This window comes from Algoriphagus yeomjeoni (assembly GCF_049821175.1).
GTDB classification, from domain to species: domain Bacteria; phylum Bacteroidota; class Bacteroidia; order Cytophagales; family Cyclobacteriaceae; genus Algoriphagus; species Algoriphagus yeomjeoni_A.
This window is the reverse complement of the sequence record NZ_CP187512.1, coordinates 2,569,546-2,595,506: the sequence shown is the minus strand read 5'-3', so window position 1 is coordinate 2,595,506 and position 25,961 is coordinate 2,569,546. Positions and strand designations below refer to the sequence as shown.

Below are 25,961 nucleotides of genomic sequence, written 5' to 3'. Positions count from 1 at the left end.
GAGTAGTCACCGTAGGAAAAAGGTCACGTCGTCACAGACCTTCATAGTCTTGGATAAGATGCAACCTTTAAAAATATATTCTCCTGGCTGACTCCCTTTGAATTTCTGAATAGAAGAGATCCTTCCTGCCTTTCCAGAAACCTCCTCTGTAAACACCACTTGACCATTGACTTCCCAAATCATATCCCATTTGTTGGTGGGAGGGAGGCCTCTGACCACAAGCAAAAGTCCAACACTGTCTTGGAGATTTTGATCAGGCCCTCCAATCACGCTTACCTCTTCCACAGTATAATCAGACGGTTCTGGCGGGATAATATTGCAACCTAATAGAACTAAAAAAAGAAGAGGTAGCATTTTCACCATGATATGACTTGAATTAAACTTGTTTGCACGTAAAATGATGAACATTTAGGAAGGTGAATTTGGTAACCAAGGAAATAAGAATTGTGGTAAAAACAAAAAAAAACTCTCCGTTGATTTAGAGAGGTTTTTTCTGTAGCAGCTCTGTTTCTTATGATTATACCTATGATGGTCGCACTATTTCTGATTTATTTGCCATTTGCGATGCCGTTTAATTTCTATGATGTATGCTTACTTCAAAGACTGAGTTTTAGAGCTGGATTTCATTTTCTAATATTGAATATTTAAAATAGCCAAGATCTCATTCAAGTCGTGAGGCATAAAAAAAGTCCCTCCGAACATTCAGAGGGACTTTTGAAATTGCTATCCAGAAGATTTGCTGGATAACTATTCAACCTTTAATCAACCAATTAATTTATTTCCAACCGCCACCAAGCGCTTGGTAGATGTCAACCTTGGCATGCATTTGTTTCATCTTAGTTTCTATCAACTCGAATTTGGATTCCAGTGCATCTCTTTGGGTTAAAAGAACCTCCATGTAATCTGCTCTTGCAGAGTTGAAGAGTTCGTTGGAGATATCGACTGACTTCGTCAGCGCTTCTACTTCCTGAGACTTTAAGTCATAGGTTTGTTCCAAATTGTTAATTTTAGCAAGCTGATTGGCTACTTCGATATAGGCATTCAAAATGGTTTGCTCATAATTGTAAATGGCTTGGATCTGCTTAGCATTCGCAGTCAAATACCTCGCTTTTATCGCATTTCTATTGATCAACGGAGCGACTAATTCGCCTGCAAGTGAATAAATCAACGATTCTGGTGAAGTGAAGATGTAGCGTGGATTGAATGCATTAAAACCTACTCCTGCAGTGATTGCAAGAGATGGGTAGAAATCAGCTTTAGCTACCTGAATATCAATTTTTGATGCTGCTAATTCCAGCTCAGCTTGCCTGATATCTGGTCTGTTTGCCAACAGCTGGGAAGGGATACCCGCTTGAATTGTTTTTGGGATTAGCTCTCCAAAGGCATTCGGGTTTCTATCAACATGCTGAGGGAATCTACCTACCAGGAAGTTAATTCTATTCTCTACCTCAATGATTTCCTGTTGAATACCATATTGTAGACTCGTAGTGTTAAGCACCTGAGCCTGAAATCTACGCACAGCCAATTCAGTTACTCTCGCTGCATCTTTTTGATATTTTACAATCTCAAAGGCATTGTTTTGAATCTCGATGTTTTGCTGAACTATGGCAAGCTCATTGTCAAGAGCTAGTAGTTCAAAGTAAGAATTAGCAATCTCTGAGATCAGGTTGGTCACCATGAAGTTTTTACCTTCCACACTTTCCAAATATCTGGTCATTGCTGACTTTTTAGCATTTCTAAGTTTGTGCCAAATATCGACTTCCCAAGTAGCATACGCTCCAAGCATGTAATCTTGCAATGGATCAGGCATTTCTTCACCCGGTTTGATCTCTGTATTTGCATCGTTTGCTCCTTGACTCGTGTATCGACCTACTTTGTCTGCTCCAGCCGCTGCTCCGATGTTTACAGAAGGTAAAATCTCGCCCTTTCGGACTCTGATCTCGTTCTGTGCTATCTGGATTTCCTGTAAAGTGATGTTCAATTCCTGATTGTTGCTCAAAGCAGTGTCAATCAAGGCTTTCAAATATGGGTCAGAAAAATAATCCTGCCATATCACTTCAGAAGCAGTGTTTGTAGTGTCCTGAGAGCCATTTGCAAAGCTCTCAGGTACTTCATTATTTACGTCTTTTTGGATTAGCTCCGGGGTTTTGCAAGCAGACACCGCTAGTGTTAGAGATGCTGCCCCTAGGCATATATATAGGATTCTCTTAAGCATGTGAATGTTGTTTTTGTTCGGACAATGGAGTTTCATCTTCATTCTTAATCAAGTGACGGCCATCAGCCAAACTAGCGAAAATGAAGTACAAGCCAGGGACAATGATCACCCCGAAAATGGTTCCGAATAACATACCACCAAGTGCAGATGCACCAATGGTATGGTTACCAATTGCTCCTGCTCCGGATGCGACGATCAAAGGGATCAAACCTGCGATAAAAGCAAAGGAAGTCATCAAGATAGGTCGGAATCGAACTCTAGCACCTTCAATGGCAGCTTCAAAAATGGATAAGCCTTCTTGGCGCTTTTGCACCGCAAATTCTACTATCAGCACGGCATTTTTACCCAATAGACCGACTAGCATGATAAGTCCTATCTGAGCATAAATATCGTTATCCAGTCCCATCATTTTCAGCAAGAAGAAGGAACCAAATACCCCTGCCGGAAGTGAGAATACAACGGCGAGAGGAATAATAAAGCTCTCATACTGAGCTGCTAATACAAAGTACACGAAGATCAATACGATCAAGAATACATAAAGCGCTTCGTTACCTCTATTGGATTCATCGTACGAAAGCCCTTCCCATGCAATGTCATAACCTCTAGGCAGTGTTTGAGCAGATACTTCTCTAATTGCCTGAATGGCATCCGCGGTGGTATAGCCTGGAGCCGGAAGCCCTCGAATAGATGCTGAATTGTACATGTTGAATCTGGTAATCTCATTCGGGCCTTGCGTCTTTTTCATAGTCATGAAGGCTGAATAAGGCACCATTTCTCCTGACTCATTTTTCACAAACAAGTTCATGACATCAGATGGCAGTTTTCTAAACTCAGGATCCGACTGCACATATACTTTAAAGAATCTACCAAATCGAATAAAGCCCTGCTCATAGGTACTACCGATGAGTATGTCAAGGTTTTCCATCGCTTTTCCGATAGATACTCCCTTTTGCATAGCCTTGTCGTTATCAATCTCCAATTCATATTGAGGATAGTTTGCTGCAAAGAATGTGAACAAGCCAGTAATCTCTTTACGAGCACGTAAGTCATCCATGAATTTCTGGTTGATCCTATCAAAATCCTGATAATCAGTAGTTGAGGTCTGGTCCAAGAGTCGTAGGGAGAATCCACCGGATGAACCGAATCCTGGGATTGCTGGTGGTTCGAAGAATTCTACAACAGCTCCTAGGTTTTTAGACTCTTCTTCCAACTCCTCCATGATTTCTTTTACTGTGTGCTTGCGTTCTCCCCAAGGTTTGAGGTTGATCAAACAAGTACCAGCATTGGAGCCACGACCTTCTGTCATGATCTCATATCCTGCAAGAGATGAAACAGATTCTACCCCATCGATCTCTTCACATATTTTCTGGAGATTCTGAGAAACCTGGTTGGTGCGCTCCAGAGTAGAGCCTGGAGGCGTTTGGATGATGGCGTAGATGGTTCCCTGATCTTCACTTGGGATAAAGCCTGCTGGTAGGATCTCATTTTCGAAAACAATACCAGCTCCAAAGAGTAATAGAATAGCCCAAGTGAGCCATTTTTGGCTAACCATTGCTCTAAGTAAACCCACATATTTTCCAGTCAACTTATCAAAACCGCTATTGAAGCCATCCAAAGCTTTTGTCAATAGATTTCTCTTCCGCTCTTTTCCATGGTGATTTTTCAAGAGCATCGCGCAAAGTACAGGGGTCAGCGTCAACGCAATGATTGCTGAGATTACTATGGAGCTCGCCATAGTAATGGAGAACTGACGGTAGAAAGTACCAACTGGTCCGCTCATGAATGAGATAGGCAAGAATACAGATACCATTACCGCAGTGATTGCGATGATTGCACCGGAGATTTCACCTAATACTCGTTTTACAGCCTGATAGGGTGACAAGTGTGGCATTTCTTCCATCTTGGCATGCACGGCTTCCACCACTACAATCGCGTCATCGACCACTATACCGATGGCAAGTACCAGAGCGAAAAGCGTAATAATGTTGATAGAGAGTCCAAACATCTGAAGAACGAAGAAGGCTCCAATCAGTGATACAGGCACCGCAATAATCGGAATCAGCGTCGATCGCCAATCACCCAAGAAAATAAATACAACTAAGGCGACCAGGATAAATGCATCTCGAAGTGTATGGATCACCTGCTCCGTAGAAGCATCCAAGAATCGGGATACGTCATAACTGATACTGTAATCCATCCCCGGAGGAAATGATTCTTTCATTACATCCAGTTTCGCCTTTACTTCATCTATTACTTCACTCGCATTGCTCCCATAGTTTTGCTTCAAGACAATTGCAGCTGATGGCTTGCCATCCAAATTGGAATAAATATCAAAGAATTCACTTCCCAATTCTGTACGTGCAATGTCTTTCAGTTTGATAGATTCACCTTCTGAATTTGCTCGGATGATGATGTTATCGTATTCCTCAGCTTTACTAAATCGCCCTTTATAGGTCAGTACATATTCCAGTGATTGCGCTTCTATACCAGAGCTTTGGCCTATTCGACCCGGTCTTCCCACTATACTTTGCTCTTGCATCGCTTCCATTACCTCATCCACGGAAATATTGTAAGCACGCATACGATCTGGATTTAGCCAAACTCGCATGGCATAGGTACGGCTACCTAATATTTGTGATCTTGCCACCCCTTTTATACGGTTGATCTCAGGGATCATATTCACGTTAGCGTAGTTGTACAGGAATTTTTCATCCATAGATTCGCTCGTAGAATACAAGTTGACATACATCAACATACTAGGCTGGATAGGTGTAATAATTACACCTTCCCGCTGCACCAATTCCGGAAGAAGGGGCATGACCTGATCTACTCTGGTCTTGACTCGAATTACTGCTTGATTAGGATCGGTGCCAGGTTCGAAGATAACATTTATCGTTGCTTCACCGGCGCTGGTAGCGTCTGTTGCCATGTATCTCATATCCTGCACACCATTAATGGCGTTTTCCAAGGTGATCAAAGTGGACTCAACAAGTACGTTGGCACTAGATCCGGGATAAGCGATGAAAATACTTACGGTGGTAGGGGCAATCGGAGGGAACTGAGAAATGGGGAGCTGATTAATAGACAGCGATCCCACGAATACGATGATGATCGAAATCACAATCGCGAGGACTGGTCGTTTTATGAATGTGCTAAACATCAGTTTTTCTGGTTTTAGGAAATAATTGACTACTCTGCATACAAGTCTAGCTGAGACAATGCTGTGTGAGGCTGTACGAATTCATAATGAATCTCTTCATTTTCTCTCACCAGTCGTAGTCCTTCAAGTAGGATTTTGTCGGTCTTTTCCAAGCCTGCTGAAATCACAAAAATGTGTGGAATCTCCGCAGCGATGCTGACTTCTCTTGATCGGATTTTATTTTCCTCATCCACCACGAAAACATACTTTTTATCAAGTACTTCAAAAGTTGCTTTTTGCGGGATCAACATAGCGCCAAACAAAGGAATACCCATCTCGATATTGCCAGTTTCTCCATGTCTCAAAAGACCGTCAGGATTTGGGAAAGTAGCTCTGAAAGCAATGTTGCCAGTCTCGTTATTGAAGGTCGCTTCTATAGTCTCGACCACTCCAGGGTAGGGGAAGTGCTTGTTATTTGCCATCAATAGCTTGACAATCACATCTTCATCACCTTTTACTTCCGCTTTGTATTCTAGATATTCTGCTTCGGGTACGTTGTAGTAAACCCACATTTTGCTGTTGTCAGAAAAATCAGATAACAATTCACCTTCCCCGAGTAAACTTCCCTCTCTTACAAGGAATCGACCCACGATACCATCAAATGGTGCTCGGATTTCAGTAAACTGTAAATGAACTTCTGCAAGAGCAAGTTCTGCTTGAGCTTTAGCTAGTTTAGCTTTTGCCATTGCCAATTCATTGGGTGCAACGATATTTCTGTCGGCAAGCGTTTTGGTGTTTTGGTATTCGATCTCAGCAAAATCCACTTCTGCTTTGGCACTTTGTTGCTCAGCTTCATAGAGCTTCGGCATGATCTTGAACATGAGCTGACCTTTTTTTACAAATTGGCCTTCATCTACATAGATTTTTTGCAAGTATCCTCTTTCTTGGGCACGTAGCTCAATATGTTGGATAGAATGGATTTGGGAGACATAATCCTTGGTGATCAATGTGTCCATTATTAAAGGGCTGGTAACCAGAAATGTGGTTTCGGCCTCATGATGCTCTTCTCTGTGTGAGTTACAGCTTGCAATCAATAATGTGCCGCACAGGCTCAAGAGCATGAGAATTTGATTTTTCATATAATTATTAGTTGTCTTTTGAAGGCCATCCCGATAGCTATCGTTATGAATCTCTTATTGCTTTAAATCATACTCGTGTATGATTAAGCCATGGTTGATTTCATAGGTTGATTTGATAAAAACGATACTAATTTCCGGGTGATTTTGGTTGGTTGTGTATAGGGAATACACAGAATCCGTCGAACTGCATGAGCTTTGGGCTAATGGTTCTAGGGCTTAATCTGGAAATGGGGGAGTGTTGGCAAAGTTGAGTCTTTGCCTAAAAAAAGTAAGGTATTATATTCTAAATACCTGAATTACAATGTGCTTACGATGTTTGTTTGGGTTGGGGATGAACTTGCTGAAATGCAAGTCATGTGAAGAATCACGAAAAAGAAAATTGAAAATCCGTGTAAAGTAAGCGGCGTCGAATTGAGACCCGTCTAAAAAACTATGGTTATTGGCAAGCTCATCGTCTTCCTCCTCTATCTTCGAATTGTTGACGGTGAAGATATCAGTACCATGCTCTTTGGTAGTAGAAAAGGATAAAGGATGCTGGTCTGTATTGTTGACTCCGAGGCTACTCTCAAAGGAGAGGCCGTTGCTATCCAAGGTATTTTTATTATCAATACTGGCATAGATTGAACTATAGCCACTCGATATAAGAATACTCAGCGATAAAAGGAATCTAACTAAATATGTTGCCATTTGGTCACAAACTTATGTAACGTTTTCATCGAATTCAAGTGCTATTGCTTAAATATTATCAATCAATCATCGGTTTTGTTGACAATAATTTAATTGTGTGCTTTTTGTGTCTACCAACTAAAAGGTGAATTAAGCTGATAATGATAAAGCCCTGTAAACAATTTGCTTACAGGGCTATTACTGAAAATTTGAATAGATTAAATTCGAACTCGCGTCAGTATATCAAAATCGACTATAGATTTCTTGATAGTTTATTACTTTAATGGAATTTCAACTTTAAAACTCGTTCCAAAGCCTGATTTGGATTCCAATTCCACTTTTCCTTTCAGAGACTTGACTAGATGAAAAACAAGGTTTAATCCAAAACCATAGCCTTTTTCTCCCAAGGATCCATCTGTTGAGGTGGAGTTTCCACTGAGTATCTCTTGAATTTTATCTTCCTCCATTCCAGCACCACTATCTATTACTTCAAAAATCAGTTTTCTTTCAATATCATTGATTAAAAGGTCTAATTTCACCTGGATTTCACCTCCATAAGGGGTGAATTTCATTGAGTTGGACACTAAATTCCCTAAAATCTGCAGAATTTTATTCTTAGGAATCGGTACTTCTGCATTAGGAGCATCCACTTCAATTTCAAATTGGATTTGCTTGACTAAGGCTTGAGGATCAAACATGGTTTTGATCTTATCTTTCACTGTATTCAGTGTAAACTCACCCTCAGCAGGGGCCACTTTTTTTCGGCCTTTGCTTACTTCATAGTCCTGAGTCAAAATCTCATCCGCCAATTCCAAAAGGGATTTGCCACTTTTCCTGATCAGATTTATGAATTCCAATACTTCTTCCAATTTGTTATCATCACCCTGAGCATGGATGATCTCCGCCAAGCCGATTATTCCTCCAATTGGGCCACGTATATCATGCGCTACTTTGTTTTTCACTTGCTGAGTTTCGTGAACCCTATTCTGAAGCCCTTCTACAGCTTTATAAATTTTGAGTCTGTTTACGACTTCCTTGGCAATAATTGAAAGCATCTCCTTTTTCTCAGGGCTGATCTCCTTATAATGAGTGTCTAACACGCACAGTGCTCCTAAGCTGACTTCATCATTAAGTTTCAGTGGAATCCCATAGTAATACCTGAGGTTTGGGTCGCTTGCGACATAGAATTTGTCTTTGAATCGCTCGTCTTCAGCCAAATCATCTATTTCTAATTCATTTACCTGAGGACCTTGGATCACATATTGACAGATAGATTCTTCACGGGGCATTTGTGCTATTTCAATTCCGAAGGAAGAAACTGTCCATTGCGTGTAGGTATCGATTAGATTGACTAGAGAGATTTCTGTCCCTGCAATTTTTGCTGCAAGCTTAGTAAGATCAGATAGGGATTCTTCCAAGTCCGTATAATCTAAATCTAGGTTACTTAGCTCTAACAACCTTTCCATCTCATTTTCTGGGATGGGATTAGTCACTTTTTTTTCTAGGAGATTGATCATGATATTTGGGTGATTTATTTGGTGAATTAAGTATTAAATCACCCTTGTTTCCAAATAATTAGGATCGAATATTTCCTTTAAATTAAAAGTTTCATTTTTACTTGTTTGAAATGCAGAATAGTGATTTACAACACCTTGTAATACTTTTTATTTAGTTTATTTATAAGCCTGAAATCAATAATTCACGCATAAATTTGCCTTGTGATTTCTAAAATTATCAAGCCGTTTTAGTATCCGATACAGTCTTGGCTTAGTGTTCAGGAGCGTGAAGACGAATAGCTGTGGGATTAAATTACATAGAAATCTAGAGGGCCTTTCTTGAAACAGCCTTCACCAATTCTTGAAGTAAAAGTCTCGATATAAACGCAGATAACACTAGTGATTTTTTAAAATAACAGAAAAATAGTAGTTGAATATTTTTTATTAAAAATCTGTAAATGCATAACTACCCATTCTATTAAAATGGTGGCATAATTAAGTATTTATGATTTTCAAATCATCAAAATTGTATTTCTTTGATAGAAATGCTATTTTTTGGAAATATAAGAATTGGCAGATAGCTTAAAGTACCAATTATTTTAAGAAAATCGTTTTATCTTTATGCTTATAGTTTTACTTTTAAAAATCTATTCCCTTTCATTTTTGATTGTAAGTGCCATTATACTAATCCGTAAAGGGAATCTAGAAGGGATAAGTAACCATTTCTTGGGTTGGTCATTGCTTATTTATAGCCTGTATATCTTGGCTATCGTCCATTGGTTTGAAATGGGTCTTGGGGCTTATGATTCAATGCTGACAGGAAGCCTATTAGTTTATATTACCGCCCTGCTCTTTTGTTTTGATCCTAGTTGCCGTGGGTTACTCAGTATTTACAATCATTTAAATCTAGATCGGTTTTTTTGATCAGAATTATCTTATTCTAAAATGTCACGTAACGAAAAATCAAATATAAGACGTAGCAGTCAGTGGGAAACACACCATCACCATGACCAAGACGAGTTTGTATCTAATAAGGATGTGCATTTGGACGAAACAGTTAGGGAACAGATTTTAAAACTCTTTGAAAAGGAGCAAATTTTTAAGGTTCAAAATCTTACGGTTGGTAATTTGTCAAAGAAGTTAGGAATTTCCGTACGAGAGCTGCCGAAATATTTCAAATCTTTTTTTGAGACTGATTTTAAAAGTTTTCTAAATGATTACAGGGTTTCTTTAGCCAAAGAGATGATTGAAGAAGGCTACTTAGACGTATATACTTTGGAAGCTTTGGGAGAATGTTGTGGCTTTAGTAGCAGGACCACATTTTTTAATGCTTTTAAGAAAAAATACTACAAAAGTCCAAGGGACTTTTGGCGCGCCTTTCAGGAAAATGAGGTGTGATAAACTGTCGGGATTTTGTTTATAATTTTTTAGAATTCCGGTCGATTTTTTAGTTGAGATCTTACAAAACTCACTACAGTGTGGTTCATTTTTTCTGAAAAATCCAAAAAATCATTTTTAATTCAAAAAAGTCTAGTTCACTGATCGGCTACTTTTTGTAGTTCGTCAATCCTAATTCGTGGTTCACTAAGTTCTTGTTTCAAAAACGGTATTTGGAAAAGAATATTGTGTGCAAAGGTGACTTTTTCGAGTACTTTTCGATCCTAATCTGATTTCAAAAACTCGAATAACCCAGCAGAATATGGAGAAGTTCTTCCTTTGGTCCAATCGCAAGTCTAGCTATTTAAAGTCCCCTTTGAGTTCACTTTATATAGCCCAAGTCAAGCTCCGCGAACTTGAGAATGGTTGCGAGGACTCTAATACAAATACGAGTGCTCCATTCTGTATCACAACAATAAAAAAAAATACCCTGATGAAAAAAATTGTTCAACTTTCAATATTTTTTGTTTTATATCTTTCTGCATTTCAAATCGATGCTCAGTCTTTCACTCAGTTTAGAGGATTAGGAGCTGATAATTCCGCTGGGACTGGATTTAAAACGATTTCAACAAATTCTGTTTTAGTGGTTAGTAATAATGCCACAGGAACTACGAATTCTGTAGTGGGATCAGAGCTTTTTTCAAAATTAACCACTGCAGGAGGCACAGATGTAATTACTCTAAAGGCCGATGGGGTAAACTCCATATCTTTTGATGTAAACGATTTGAGCATTTTTAATTTTTTAGATCCTGCTTCAGCGGCTGATTACACAACCAACACAAAAATTGTTTTTAAAAATTCTGTAGGTACAATTATCCGTACCATGACATTAAATGCAACAAAATCGCTTACATCTTCAACGTCTGGAGTTTCTATAGGTGCTTTTTTTGATAATAATGCCTCATTGCCGGTAACAGGAGTCTCGGAAATTGAAATAACAATTAATCCAAGCACCGTTTCTGTAGATGCTTTTACAATAAGAAATATAACATTAAGTAATATAGTTTCAGGCGCAGTACCTTCAGGACCTGCATCAGTAGATTTTAATAGTTTAGGGATATCAAGTACTTTTTCTAATACCTTAGGTAAGTCTACTGCCATTGGCCCGCTGAATTTTGAAATAAACTCTGCAGCCACAAATGATTTGATAACTTTTAAAGCAAACGAAGGGGCTGGGGGAACAGGTGCGTTATATGATAATAACCAAGATATTGGTGGTATTACAAAATGGACCATAAGCAGGCATGACGGCAGTGAATTTACTTTATCTAGTATATACTTGAAGGAAGCAGGTGTAGGAGCGAGCACCAGTGGGACGTTAAAAGCACGTAGAAATGGAGCACAAGTTGGTAGTACAGTAAACGTAAATTTTAACGGTGATATAAATGTTTCAGGAAACCCTGATTTTACGAATATTGATGAGGTATGGATTGAAGCTGCAGATATAAACTTTTATTTAGATAATGTATCTTATGTTATACCATCTACTGTTGTAACGCCAACCCTCACCACCACAGCAGCAACTTCCATCACTGCGAGCGGAGCTACTCTAAATGGTAATGTAACCGCTGACGGCGGAGCATCAGTGTCAGCCCGAGGTTTTGTTTATTCTATCTCAGACAATACGCCGACAATAGGTGAAAGTGGTGTAACTAATGTAAGTGATGGAAGCGGAACGGGGACCTTTAGCGAAGCAATCACAGGACTAACAGCTTCCACAACTTACTATTATCAGGCCTATGCGACGAATAGTGCCGGTTCGAGCTATGGTGGAATAGAGAGTTTCACTACATCCGGGTTAGATTGTACCACACCTCCCGATCAGGATTTTGGCACCCATGAAGATATTTCTTATGGTGGTTCGGTTGATTATCAGTGTATCACCTATACAGGAAGTGATGCCTATGTAGGAATAGGCGATGCTGTTGGTCAAGGAATTTCTACGAGTCCTTTATTTTCAGGTAGTGCTGTAGTAATGGGAGGAAATACCTCTGGAGGTTATGTTTCATTCAAAAGTATTTCTACAGGTAATTTTAAGCTTGTGTCTTTAGTAGGAGAGTTTTTTGGACATTCTAATGGGAATTCATCCGAAATATATAATATCAAAGGCTATGACAACGGTTCAGAAGTTATTAGTGCAGAAGGTTTTCAGGTAACCGCATCAGGAAGCTATGGAAGTGGAACTGCCATACTAAATTGGGTAAGAGCAGACCATAATCAGGATGGAAGTAACTCTGGTACTTTAAGCTTCGGTTCAGGATGGAGTAATGTAGATGAAGTTCGCTTTTATCCTGCGGAATCAGCGCCATATAATAACCTATATATTGGGTTGGATAACATTGTTTTTGAACCGGCAGTTGAACTTCAAGGTACAACTCTGGAAAAGGGAGATATAGGAGTCATTCGAATTAATTCAGACGGAGTTGACGGATTTTCGGTAGTCACATTAGTTCCTTTAGAAATAGGCACAAGTATATTCTTTACCGAACAAGGATGGAGGGGAGCTACTTTGAAATGGCAGGAGAATACCGAGTGTCATATGGAATTGGTAACGACAACTAGTTATCCGGCCGGTACGGTTTTTCATTTCGATGAGGAAAGTGGAAATATAATTTCAGTTCGAGTGAACAGTGAAAGTTCTGTGTCTTATTCATTTACTTCTTGTGCCAATTTTTCTTATATAGGTGGAGATCAGGTGATTGTTTATCAGGGATCTCTTTCATCACCCCAATTTATTACCGGACTTACCAATGATGATGGAGGGGCTTTATTTTCAAATGGGTATGGAAATGACGCAACTACACGTTGGGCGGAAGAAGCGTCTGGAGCGGATGCTTTTGTAACAGGCACCCAAACATCACGAATACCGACTGGTCTGACTAATGGAGTTAATTGTATTTCATTGTTTTATAGTGTAACCACAGATCCTGAAATAGACAATTCAAAATATAATGGGATTTTTACCGGCACAAAATCTCAGCTGAGAGCGGCCATCAATGATAAATCAAATTGGGTTCATGATGACTTTTCTATGTATGCAAGGGAGACCAAAACGTTTACTATTCAGGCTGAAAGTAGCAACATCGCCCCCACCGTTGCCACCTGGGTTACATCCGCAGTAACGACGACAGGAGCTACTTTAAAAGGTGAAGTAACCGATGACGGCGGTGCCACAGTATCAGAGCGTGGTTTCATGTATGGAACTAATATAAATCCAACCATAGGTGATGGTCGTTCAACCCAGGTACAGGCAGGAACCGGGCAGGGAGAATTTGAACAAACTATTACAGGGCTTAATTCTGAAACAACATACTATGTTCGCGCCTATGCCATCAACAGCGAAGGTACGAGTTATGGGAGCGAGGAGAGTTTTACTACAAATGCCCCTGCCAATATAGCCCCAACTATTGGAGGCACCACTGCAGGTCAAAATGTTAATGACAATGCCACTATTTCTCCTTTTTCTGCAATAACCGTTGCTGATGCTGATGGTGATAATGTAACGGCAACAATTACACTTGACGACAATGCCAAAGGGGTAATCACCGGGGCAGATGCTGGTTCTGGGCCATATACTATGACCAGCAAAACACCAGCCGCGATGCAGACAGCGTTAAGGGCTTTGGTTTTTAACCCAACGGACAACAGAACTGCAACTTCAGAAACCACCACCTTTACCATAGTAATGAATGACGGTACAGTTGATGCAACCAATAATACAACCACGGTAATTTCCAGTGCTGTGGGACCAGCAATAACAGCTGTTAGTATTCCAAACGCCACAATGAAGGTGGGCAGCGTTGTAACTGCCACAATAACTGTAACCAGCGATGCTGATAATTATACCACTGGTTCGGGAGGTCTGAGTGGAACGATTGGAGGCTTTACTTTGGGTAGCTTATCAAAGATCAATAATACAACGTATACTGCCACATTTACGGTAACGGAAGGGGGAACAGATGTAGTCGCTGGCAGCGATATCCCAATCAGCATTACCATGACAGATTCAGGTGGAAAAGCAGGAAATACCTTTACCTCTGCCATCAGCCAAAATGCAGATGCAATAGATGCGAATACTCCTGCAGTACCAAGTGCTGCAGATCTACAAGCGGGTACAGATACAGGTAGTTCGAGCACTGATAACCTAACCTCGGATACAACACCGAATTTTACAGGTAGAAAAGGAGCGATCGGTGATATTGTGAAGTTGACATCTTCTGTCGATGGTCTTTTGGGCACGGCATTGGATAATGGAACAACGACCTGGCTTTTTAATGCTAGCCCTGTATTATCAGCAGGTGTGCATAGCATTACAGTTACATCTACAGATGCAGCCGGTAACGTGAGTGCGTCTTCGGCTGCTTTAAGTATTACCATTGATACCGCTCGACCAACCGCAACAGTAGCTATATCAGATGCAGCGCTTAAGGTAGGCGAAACAGCTACGGTTACGATCACTTTTTCAGAGGCGGTGACAGGCTTTACGAACGCAGACTTAACCATACCAAACGGAACACTTACCGCGGTAAGTTCAGCAGATGGGGGCATTACATGGACAGCCACCTTTACTCCAACAGTAGGGGTAACCGATGCTACGAATGTGATTACTTTAGACAATACAGGAGTTGCGGATGCTGCGGGTAATGCAGGGTCAGGTACAACAGATTCAGGTAACTATACGATTGACACAACCAGACCAACCGCAACGATAGCTATATCAGATGCAGCGCTTAAGGCAGGCGAAACAGCTACGGTTACGATTACTTTTTCAGAAGCAGTAACAGGCTTTACGAACGCAGATTTAACCATACCAAACGGAACATTAACTGCAGTAAGTTCAGCAGATGGTGGCATTACATGGACAGCCACCTTTACTCCAACAGCAGGTGTAACCGATGCTACGAATGTGATTACCTTGGACAATACTGGTGTCAGCGATGCTGCAGGCAATGCAGGAACAGGAACGACCAACTCAGGTAATTATACCATTGATACCGCTCGACCAACCGCAACAGTAGCTATATCAGATGCAGCGCTTAAGGTAGGCGAAACAGCTACGGTTACGATCACTTTTTCAGAGGCGGTGACAGGCTTTACGAACGCAGATTTAACCATACCAAACGGAACACTTACCGCGGTAAGTTCAGCAGATGGGGGCATTACATGGACAGCCACCTTTACTCCAACAGCAGGAGTAACCGATGCTACGAATGTGATTACTTTAGACAATACAGGAGTTGCGGATGCTGCGGGTAATGCAGGGGCAGGTACAACAGATTCAGGTAACTATACGATTGACACAACCAGACCAACCGCAACGATAGCTATATCAGATGCAGCGCTTAAAGCAGGCGAAACAGCTACGGTTACGATTACTTTTTCAGAAGCAGTAACAGGCTTTACGAACGCAGATTTAACCATACCAAACGGAACATTAACTGCAGTAAGTTCAGCAGATGGAGGCATTACATGGACAGCCACCTTTACTCCAACAGCAGGTGTAACCGATGCTACGAATGTGATTACCTTGGACAATACTGGTGTCAGTGATGCTGCAGGCAATGCAGGGACAGGAACGACCAACTCAGGTAATTATACCATCGATACTATAGTGCCAACTGCTACCATAACGTTGAATGAGGTTGCACTTAAGATAGGTGAAACGGCCACAGTGACGATCACTTTTTCAGAGGCGGTGACAGGCTTTACGAACGCAGACTTAACCATACCAAACGGAACACTTACCGCGGTAAGTTCAGCAGATGGGGGCATTACATGGACAGCCACCTTTACTCCAACAGTAGGGGTTACTGATGCTACCAATGTGATTACACTGAATAACACTGGCGTGACGAATGCAGCTGGCAATGCAGGGACAGGTACTACAGATTCAGGCAACTTTGCTGTTGATACAACCAGACCAACTGCTACCATAACGTTGAACGATGTTGCACTTAAGATAGGTGAAACGGCCACAGTGACGATCACTTTTTCAGAGGCGGTGACAGGCTTTACGAACGCAGATTTAACCATGCCAAACGGAACATTAACTGCAGTAAGTTCAGCAGATGGGGGCATTACCTGGACGGCAACCTTGACACCAAGCGCAGGCGTTACCGATGCGACCAATGTGATAACGCTGGATAATGCGGGAATCGCTGACCTGGCAGGAAATGCAGGCTCAGGCACCACAGATTCGAATAACTATGAAATAGATACCCAGCGTCCGACTGCCACGATAGTGGTTTCAGATACCCAATTAAAAGTTGGAGAGACAAGTCTTGTTACCTTTACTTTCTCTGAGGCGGTAACCGGATTTACAAATGCTGATCTTGCAGTGGCCAACGGTACCCTTTCTGGCTTAAGTTCCTCGGATGGCGGAGTGACCTGGACGGCAACCTTGACACCAAGCGCAGGCGTTACCGATGCGACCAATGTGATAACACTGGATAATGCGGGAATCGCTGACCTGGCAGGAAATGCAGGCTCAGGCACCACAGATTCTAATAACTATGAAATAGATACCCAGCGTCCGACTGCCACGATAGTGGTTTCAGATACCCAATTAAAAGTTGGAGAGACAAGCCTTGTAATCTTTACTTTCTCAGAAGCAGTTACAGGATTTTCAAGTGCTGATTTAACGGTAGCCAACGGTAGTCTTTCCGGCTTGAGTTCCTCGGATGGCGGGATTACCTGGACAGCAACCTTGACACCAAGCGCAGGAGTTACCGATGCGACCAATTTGATTACTTTGGATAATACTGGAGTTGCTGACCAGGCAGGGAATACAGGTTCAGGCACTACAAATTCCAACAACTACGTGATAGATAATGTCGCACCTACAGTTACCGATCCCGAAATCAGTATATCAGGAGCATCAGGTACAGGTGGAGCTTTCAAAATTGGCGACACGGTCACTGCTACTTGGAATAATACTGCTGATGGCGATAACAATAGTGATTTCATCAGTTCTGTCACAATAAACTTCTCTCAATTTGGAGGAGAATCCGCAGTTGCTGCCTCAAATAGTTCAGGAATCTGGAGCGCCACTTACACCATTACTGCTGGAGCAATAGATGCCAGCAATAGAAATATTAGCGTCACAGCGAATGACAGTGCTGGGAATGAGACCACGACAGCAGATACAAGCAACGCCACGGTGGATAATATAGCCCCTTCAGTTTCAGTATTCAGTCCATTAAATAGTGCCATTGAAGTTGCACTTCAGCCTACGCTGACCATCACTTTTGATCAAGAAGTGACTCTTGGAAATGCAGGAATATTTAAGCTTGGTAAAGTTGGTGAAGACGCATGCACTATTGAATCCATTATAGAGTTTGACTTAAGCGATTCAGCAGTGAAATCACTGTTTGTGCTGTCCGAAGATAAGCTTACACTTTCTCTGGAAATCACTGAGAATCTACCGCTGAATACCCAGGTGATTATGGAGATTCCAGCAGGATTTGTTTCTGATGCCGTGGGGAATTCATTTGCTGGATTTAGTAGCTATTCTTACACTTGGTCTTTTACGACAATCACCAAGAATGCCCAGATGATCACTTTCCCTGAGATTGGTGCCAAAACTTATGGAAATCCAATCTTCACTTTGGGCAATGCTGAAACTGATAGGGGGTTAACGGTAACCTACACCGCCGCTGATCCAACAGTGGTTAATATTACAGGAAATCAAGCTACGATCCTGAAGGCTGGAAGTACCACGATTACTGCTACCCAAGAAGGTGATGAATCCAATTTTGCGGCTTTGGAGGTGGAAAGAACGCTCACAGTAGGCAAGAAAGCGTTGACGATCACTGCAGACAACAAGTCCAAGACGTATGGCGAAGCAAATCCAACGCTTACTTTCAGCTACGCAGGCTTAGTCAACGGAGACGAAAAAGTATCCACAGAACCAACAGTCGTAACGACCGCGACGGCAAGTTCGAATGTAGGGACTTATCCAATTACGCTGACAGGCGGAGAGGATCAGAACTATGCAATTACGCTGGTAAATGGAACGCTGACGATTGGTAAGAAAGCGTTGACGATCACCGCAGACAACAAGTCCAAGACTTACGGTGAAGCAAACCCAACGCTTACTTTCAGCTATGCAGGCTTAGTCAACGGAGACGAAAAAGTATCCACAGAACCAACAGTCGCAACGACCGCGACGGCAAGTTCGAATGTAGGGACTTATCCAATTACGCTGACAGGCGGAGTGGATCAGAACTATGCAATTACGCTGGTAAATGGAACGCTCACTATTGGTAAGAAGGAAGTAACGATCACCGCTGACAACAAGTCCAAGACTTACGGAGAAGCAAACCCAACGCTTACTTTCAGCTATGAAGGCTTAGTCAACGGAGACGAAAAAGTATCCACAGAGCCAACAGTCGCAACGACCGCGACGGCAAGTTCGAACGTGGGAACTTACCCAATCACGCTGACAGGCGGAGAGGATCAGAACTATGCAATTACGCTGGTGAATGGAACGCTGACGATTGGCAAGAAAGCGTTGACGATCACTGCAGACAACAAGTCCAAGACTTACGGAGAAGCAAACCCAACGCTGACCTTTAGCTATGACGGCCTAACAAACGGAGACGAAAAAGTAGATACTGAGCCAAGCATCGCAACGACTGCGACGGCAAGTTCGAACGTGGGGACTTATCCAATCACGCTGACAGGCGGAGAGGATCAGAACTACGCAATCACGCTGGTAAATGGAACGCTCACTATTGGCAAGAAGGAAGTAACGATCACCGCTGACAACAAGTCCAAGACTTACGGAGAAGCAAATCCAACGCTGACCTTTAGCTATAACGGCCTAACAAACGGAGACGAAAAAGTTTCCACTGAACCAAGCATCGCAACGACTGCGACGGCAAGTTCGAACGTGGGGACTTATCCAATTGCCTTAGAAGGAGCAGCTGACGCTAACTACGCCATTACGTTGGTGAATGGAACGCTCACTATTGGTAAGAAGGAAGTAACGATCACCGCTGACAACAAGTCCAAGACTTACGGAGAAGCAAACCCAACGCTTACTTTCAGCTATGAAGGCTTAGTCAACGGAGACGAAAAAGTATCCACAGAGCCAACAGTCGCAACGACCGCGACGGCAAGTTCGAATGTAGGGACTTATCCAATTACGCTGACAGGCGGAGAGGATCAGAACTATGCAATTACGCTGGTAAATGGAACGCTGACGATTGGTAAGAAAGCGTTGACGATCACTGCAGACAACAAGTCCAAGACTTACGGAGAAGCAAATCCAACGCTGACCTTTAGCTATAACGGCCTAACAAACGGAGACGAAAAAGTAGTCACTGAGCCAAGCATCGCAACGACTGCGACGGCAAGTTCGAACGTGGGAACTTACCCAATCACGCTGACAGGCGGAGAGGATCAGAACTACGCAATTACGCTGGTGAATGGAACGCTGACGATTGGTAAGAAGGAAGTAACCATCACCGCAGACGATAAGTCCAAGACGTATGGCGAAGCAAATCCAACGCTGACCTTTAGCTATGACGGTCTAACAAACGGAGACGAAAAAGTAGATACTGAGCCAAGCATCGCAACGACCGCAACGGCAAGTTCGAACGTGGGAACTTACCCAATCACGCTGACAGGCGGAGAGGATCAGAACTACGCAATTACGCTGGTGAATGGAACACTGACGATTGGTAAGAAAGCGTTGACGATCACTGCAGACAACAAGTCCAAGACTTACGGAGAAGCAAATCCAACGCTGACTTTCAGCTACGCTGGCCTTGTCAATGGCGATACAAAAGTGACGAACGAACCAAGCATCGCAACGACCGCAACGGCAAGTTCGAACGTGGGAACTTACCCAATCACGCTGACAGGCGGAGAGGATCAGAACTACGCAATTACGCTGGTAAATGGAACGCTGACGATTGGTAAGAAAGCGTTGACGATCACTGCAGACAACAAGTCCAAGACTTACGGAGAAGCAAATCCAACGCTGACCTTTAGCTATAACGGCCTAACAAACGGAGACGAAAAAGTAGTCACTGAGCCAAGCATCGCAACGACTGCGACGGCAAGTTCGAACGTGGGAACTTACCCAATCACGCTGACAGGCGGAGAGGATCAGAACTACGCAATTACGCTGGTGAATGGAACGCTGACGATTGGTAAGAAGGAAGTAACCATCACCGCAGACGATAAGTCCAAGACGTATGGCGAAGCAAATCCAACGCTGACCTTTAGCTATGACGGTCTAACAAACGGAGACGAAAAAGTAGATACTGAGCCAAGCATCGCAACGACCGCAACGGCAAGTTCGAACGTGGGAACTTACCCAATCACGCTGACAGGCGGAGAGGATCAGAACTACGCAATTACGCTGGTGAATGGAACGCTGACGATTGGTAAGAAGGAAGTAACCATCACCGCAGACGATAAGTCCAAGACGTATGGCGAAGCAAATCCAACGCTGACCTTTAGCTATGACGGTCTAACAAACGGAGACGAAAAAGTAGATACTGAGCCAAGCATCGCAACGACCGCAACGGCAAGTTCGAACGTGGGAACTTACCCAATCACGCTGACAGGCGGAGAGGATCAGAACTACGCAATTACGCTGGTGAATGGAACACTGACGATTGGTAAGAAAGCGTTGACGATCACCGCAGACGATAAGTCCAAGACTTACGGCGAAGCAAATCCAACGCTGACCTTTAGCTATGACGGTCTAACAAACGGAGACGAAAAAGTAGATACTGAGCCAAGCATCGCAACGACCGCAACGGCAAGTTCGAACGTGGGAACTTACTCAATCACACTGACAAGTGGATCGGATCAGAACTACGCAATTACGCTGGTGAATGGAACGCTGACGATTGGTAAGAAGGAAGTAACAATCACCGCAGACAACAAGTCCAAGACTTACGGTGAAGTAAATCCAACGCTGACTTTCAGCTACGTTGGCCTAGTCAATGGCGATGTAAAAGTGACGAACGAACCAAGCATCGCAACGACTGCGACGGCAAGTTCGAACGTGGGAACTTACCCAATCACGCTGACAGGCGGAGAGGATCAGAACTACGCCATTACGCTGGTGAATGGAACGCTGACGATTGGTAAGAAGGAAGTAACCATCACCGCAGACGATAAGTCCAAGACGTATGGCGAAGCAAATCCAACGCTGACCTTTAGCTATGACGGTCTAACAAACGGAGACGAAAAAGTAGATACTGAGCCAAGCATCGCAACGACCGCAACGGCAAGTTCGAACGTGGGAACTTACTCAATCACACTGACAAGTGGATCGGATCAGAACTATGCAATTACGCTGGTAAATGGAACGCTCACTATTGGCAAGAAGGAAGTAACGATCACCGCAGACAACAAACAGAAAGTCTACGGCGAAGCAAAACCAACGCTGACCTTTAGCTATAACGGCCTAACAAACGGAGACGAAAAAGTTTCCACTGAACCAAGCATCGCAACGACTGCGACGACAAGTTCGAACGTGGGGACTTATCCAATCACGCTGACAGGCGGAGAGGATCAGAACTACGCAATTACGCTGGTAAATGGAACCTTGACGGTAACCAAGGCAACGCTGAAAATTCAGGCCAATGCCCATAGTAAAATCTTTGGTTCAAGCGATCCTGAATTGACATTTATTGCCATTGGATTTAAGGGGACTGAAAACATTAGCTCGCTGACTGGCAAACTATCTCGGGAAGAAGGAGAGCTGGTCGGCTCTTACAAAATAGTTCTAGGCACATTGATTCCAAGTAACAATTACGAGGTTGAGTATATCTCGGCTCAGTTTGAAATCATCCCGGCTGAATTGATTACGATTTCTGACCATGAATTGATTACCACGCCTTGGTCTGTTAGCCCTTCATTGCCAATAAATTTGAGTGCGGTGACAGCTGATGGACAAGTAGTACAATTGCCGGTTACATGGGATCAGACTCCGCTTAACATCTTCAAGCGCGGAGCCTACTTCCTTACCGGAATAGTCACTCTACCAAGTGGCATTCTGAATCCAGCTGAATTGATGGCTACAGTAGAGGTGAATGTCTTGGCGAAGCCTGCACCTCAAGATGTCATTCTGAGCAATAATGATTTTGATCCTGATCCGGCTAATTACTTCCAGGAGATTGGCAATTTCACGGTAGTTGACCCGATTGACAATGTGCATAGCATTATGCTGGTGCCGGGTGCAGGAGACAATGAGCATTTTGAAGTGAAAAGTGGAATTCTGTTCTGGAGCAGTGCAGACGAGGTGTCTGGCAAGACCGAATTTACGGTCGTGATACAGGTAGCGGACCGCGATGGGAATGTGATTGAGAAACAGTTCACGATTAACCGAGGTCGAACCGACATCATGGCGCTGGAGATATTCAACAGTTTCACGCCAAATGGTGACGGGGTCAATGACACCTGGGGTGTACCGGATCTTCGCTACTATACCGGTGTGAGAGTTCAGGTCTTTGACCGTAACTCAGAGCGCATGTTCTACACCGAAGATGCAGATGTCCGATGGGACGGAACCTACAAGGGCAAAGAAATGCCGGTTGGAACCTACTTCTGGGTGGTCGAAGTCATCGAGACGGGTATTATCCGCAGAGGTATCCTCACTATCCTGAAAGATTAAAGTACTAGGGAATTCAATTCTAATTTTAAATCCGAAACGAAATGACACGTTCAAAATATCTACCGCTTACTTTCTGCTTTCTGTTGATGCACGTATTTTCGGTTGCCCAGTCGCGCAAGAACATTTCCCAGTTTTCTCATTTCCAGAGCTACTTCAATCCCGGGTTGACCGGGTATGAAGGCTCTACGGTACGCGGATTCGTCAGGAATCAATGGTCCGGATTTGAGGGGGCTCCCCGGACATTTTTCTTTAGCACAGAGCTGGACTTTGGGGAGCTTGCCGGAGAAGCGGACCCGGCATTGATGGGGAAAAATGCCATTTCGGTCAATCTGCTTCACGACACCTACGGTGCATTTCGAGACAATGAACTGATGATCAGCTACGCGAGCAGAGTACGACTGACCGAGAATCACAACCTCAGATTGGGTGTAGGGGTCAACTACCAAACGATCCGACTGGATGGTAACGCGATGACTACCGAAGAACAAAACGACCCTACTATGGGGAAATATTTTGGTTCTTTTTCCAACATGCAGTTTCTGGACGCAAATATAGGAATGGCACTGACCCATCGTAAGTACTATTTTTCTTACGCGATTCATAGGATCAATGGTGGCAAAGCAAGCAGTGGGGACAACTTCATGGAAGGATACCCGGCGGAGCAATTTATTCAGGCAGGGTTCCGTGAGACCGTGACGCCAAATCTGGCAATCATCACGAATGCCTTTTTTAGAAGCCGCAAGGATCTTCCCAATGTGTTTGAGATGAATTTCAAAGCTTTGCTGATGGATAAGGTATGGGTAGGCGGAGGTCACCGGATAGACTATGCGAGCAACGTGCAGGCAGGTGTTTTGACTCCGAAGTTGCGGATCGGCTACCTGTATGAGTTTCCTATGGGCAGTAGCTACCTGCTACCGGGGAGTACCCATGAGTTCACGGTGACCCTAAACCTGTTCAAATCCAATGTGAAGAGCAAGTTTGAAAAAGATGAGATATTGATCTGGTAAGCGAAAATATAACATGTTTTCCTTAGTAGGTATTACTATTTCCAGCTTCAATTTCAAATTAAAATTAAAGCCTCGAAAAAGACTTTAAGGCAATGATATACAGGGGATTAATGGTGGTATATAAGCTTGGATAGTTAGGTAAAAATGAGGGTAGGTTATGCTGAATTCGACTTTTTTTAAAAATCACTTTTCAGGACCAAAAAGTTCGAACTCCCGAAGTCAACAAATTTGGTAAGCTTATCTATCTGATTAATAGTGGATTGTAGGCACAAAAAAAAAGGCACAAATCCTTCAAAATTGGATTTGTGCCGTCAGGTGGAGCTGGCGAGATTCGAACTCGCGTCCAGATAAGGAAACAACGTACCGTCTACATGCTTAGTTACCTGTTGGTTTTTCGATCGAAATATGCTGGGTAACACACCTAGTTTCGACTTAGCTACTGGGTCTTAAGCCTGCATAATAGCATCACAAGCAGCATTCTGATCAAGTCGACACCTCAGATCCACCCGGACCAGACAACGGGCGGTGAGATGTGGCCGGGGAATTACTCTCGTAACTCAACCCTTCAAGCGATCTATCCGATAAAGGTTAGATTAGGCAGCCATAGCGTAAGATTCTTCGCCATTTATAGTGCGTATGAATTTTTCAAGGCCGTACATACTCCAGCCTGCATGCGAGCCCGATCTTTACACTTACTGTCAAAACCGGTCAGCCCCATTTGAATTAGGTTGACAAAAGTAATGGAAAAATAGTTCCGACATGAAGTTGGTGCAATTAAATTGATTAAGTCAGAGATCAGTGTTCAGTGGCCAAGCTGAAAACTGAACACTGATCTCTGAATACTGTTTTAAATTATCCAAAAGGATGGGCTTCAAACTCAATTCTTTACGGAAAATCTTTTGAATAGCTCGGATTTCAGGCTTCCTGAATATAGAGTTTTTTATATCTTGCGGTGATGGAAAATTTCGTCGTTTCGGCAAGAAAATACAGACCAGCAGATTTCAAGAGCGTAGTAGGGCAGCAGCATATCACCACTACGCTTCAGAATGCGATTAAAAACAATCACTTAGCTCAGGCTTTTTTGTTTTGCGGTCCACGTGGGGTGGGTAAGACTACCTGTGCCCGTATCCTTGCCAAGACGATTAACTGTGAAGATCTTCAAGCTGATTTTGAAGCTTGTGGTAAATGTGAGTCCTGCGTTTCTTTTCAAAACAACAGTTCGTTCAATATCTACGAGCTCGATGCTGCTTCGAATAACTCCGTAGATGATATCCGTAATCTAGTAGATCAGGTGCGGTATGCTCCGCAAAAAGGGCAGTACAAAGTCTATATTATTGATGAGGTTCACATGCTTTCAAATCAAGCCTTCAATGCCTTTTTGAAGACTTTGGAGGAGCCTCCTAAGTATGCCATTTTTATTTTGGCGACCACAGAGAAGCATAAAATTATCCCTACTATTCTTTCTCGTTGTCAGATTTTTGATTTCAATAGAATTCAGATCAAAGACATTTCGGGCCATTTGCAATACATCGCGGAAAAGGAAAAAGTGGATTATGAGGAAGAAGCGCTTAGACTTATTGCCACCAAAGCAGATGGCGCGCTTCGGGATGCACTTTCTATGTTTGATTTGATTGTTACTTATTCCGCCGGGAAAAAAGTGACCTATCATGAGACCATAGGAAATCTTCATATTCTGGATTATGACTACTATTTCAAAGTTTTGGATGCTTTGGTCTCTGAGGATCTTTCTCAGGTTTTATTGATTTTTGACGAAATCCTGAAGAAAGGTTTTGATGGGCATAATTTTATTGTTGGACTTTGCGAGCATTTACGTGACTTGTTAGTGGCCAAAGATCCTGCTACTGTTGAGTTGATCGAAGTATCGGAATCTGCCAAAGAGCGCTATTTGCAGCAGACAGAAGCCGCTTCTGCTTCCTTTTTACTTTCTGCCTTGAACATCGCCAATCAATGCGATATTCATTATAAGACGTCAAAGAATCAGCGTTTACATGTGGAGTTGGCTCTAATGAAAATGGCAAAACTTCCTCAGGCCTTCCGTCTATCTATGGTGGCTGCAGAGGATGCAAAAAAAAAAGTCTGACAGACCAAGAACCTGAGTCTCAAAAGCAACCAATTCCTTTTCCGGCAACTTCAAGTACTACGAAGACTAGTCTTTTACAAAAGACTATTTCTATCCCAAAAAATCTAGGGCATACAAAGCA

At 42.8% G+C, this 25,961-nt stretch carries 10 protein-coding genes and 1 other RNA gene; 4 read left to right on the top strand and 7 right to left on the bottom strand.

Annotation, left to right across the window (positions count from 1 at the left end; genetic code table 11):
* Positions 1 to 6: 6 nt before the first annotated feature.
* From ACPUEN_RS10210 to ACPUEN_RS10185, 6 genes are all read right to left on the bottom strand, one after another.
* Positions 7 to 408: a hypothetical protein gene (locus ACPUEN_RS10210; RefSeq protein ID WP_111610904.1), complete on the bottom strand. Its 402-nt coding sequence runs from the start codon at positions 406 to 408 to the stop codon at positions 7 to 9.
* Positions 409 to 775: 367 nt separating this feature from the next.
* Positions 776 to 2,215, bottom strand: a complete 1,440-nt coding sequence (locus ACPUEN_RS10205) for a TolC family protein (RefSeq protein ID WP_425635787.1) — start codon at positions 2,213 to 2,215, stop codon at positions 776 to 778.
* Positions 2,208 to 5,375, bottom strand: coding sequence for an efflux RND transporter permease subunit (locus tag ACPUEN_RS10200; protein ID WP_425635786.1), 3,168 nt, complete (start codon positions 5,373 to 5,375; stop codon positions 2,208 to 2,210). The genes ACPUEN_RS10205 and ACPUEN_RS10200 overlap by 8 nt, the downstream gene beginning before the upstream one ends.
* 29 nt (positions 5,376 to 5,404) lie before the next feature.
* On the bottom strand, positions 5,405 to 6,493 hold the full coding sequence (locus ACPUEN_RS10195; RefSeq protein ID WP_425635785.1) for an efflux RND transporter periplasmic adaptor subunit: 1,089 nt from the start codon (positions 6,491 to 6,493) through the stop codon (positions 5,405 to 5,407).
* Between the two features lie 276 nt (positions 6,494 to 6,769).
* Complete coding sequence (locus ACPUEN_RS10190; protein ID WP_425635784.1) at positions 6,770 to 7,180, bottom strand: hypothetical protein; 411 nt, start codon at positions 7,178 to 7,180, stop codon at positions 6,770 to 6,772.
* 254 nt (positions 7,181 to 7,434) lie between these two features.
* A complete protein-coding gene (locus ACPUEN_RS10185) occupies positions 7,435 to 8,676 on the bottom strand; it encodes a GAF domain-containing sensor histidine kinase (RefSeq protein ID WP_425635783.1) in 1,242 nt (413 codons plus the stop codon).
* Positions 8,677 to 9,600: 924 nt separating this feature from the next.
* Here ACPUEN_RS10185 and ACPUEN_RS10180 point away from each other — a divergent pair.
* From ACPUEN_RS10180 to ACPUEN_RS10170, 3 genes are all read left to right on the top strand, one after another.
* Positions 9,601 to 10,053, top strand: coding sequence for a helix-turn-helix domain-containing protein (locus ACPUEN_RS10180; protein ID WP_425635782.1), 453 nt, complete (start codon positions 9,601 to 9,603; stop codon positions 10,051 to 10,053).
* A gap of 472 nt (positions 10,054 to 10,525) precedes the next feature.
* A complete protein-coding gene (locus ACPUEN_RS10175) occupies positions 10,526 to 22,732 on the top strand; it encodes an MBG domain-containing protein (RefSeq protein ID WP_425635781.1) in 12,207 nt (4,068 codons plus the stop codon).
* Between the two features lie 41 nt (positions 22,733 to 22,773).
* Positions 22,774 to 23,739, top strand: coding sequence for a PorP/SprF family type IX secretion system membrane protein (locus ACPUEN_RS10170; RefSeq protein ID WP_425635780.1), 966 nt, complete (start codon positions 22,774 to 22,776; stop codon positions 23,737 to 23,739).
* A 313-nt stretch (positions 23,740 to 24,052) separates the two neighbouring features.
* On the opposite strand, the gene ssrA is transcribed toward ACPUEN_RS10170, so the two are convergent.
* Positions 24,053 to 24,455: a transfer-messenger RNA gene (ssrA, locus tag ACPUEN_RS10165) on the bottom strand.
* Positions 24,456 to 24,694: 239 nt separating this feature from the next.
* Here ssrA and ACPUEN_RS10160 point away from each other — a divergent pair.
* Positions 24,695 to 25,840, top strand: coding sequence for a DNA polymerase III subunit gamma/tau (locus ACPUEN_RS10160; RefSeq protein ID WP_425635779.1), 1,146 nt, complete (start codon positions 24,695 to 24,697; stop codon positions 25,838 to 25,840).
* Positions 25,841 to 25,961 lie beyond the last annotated feature (121 nt).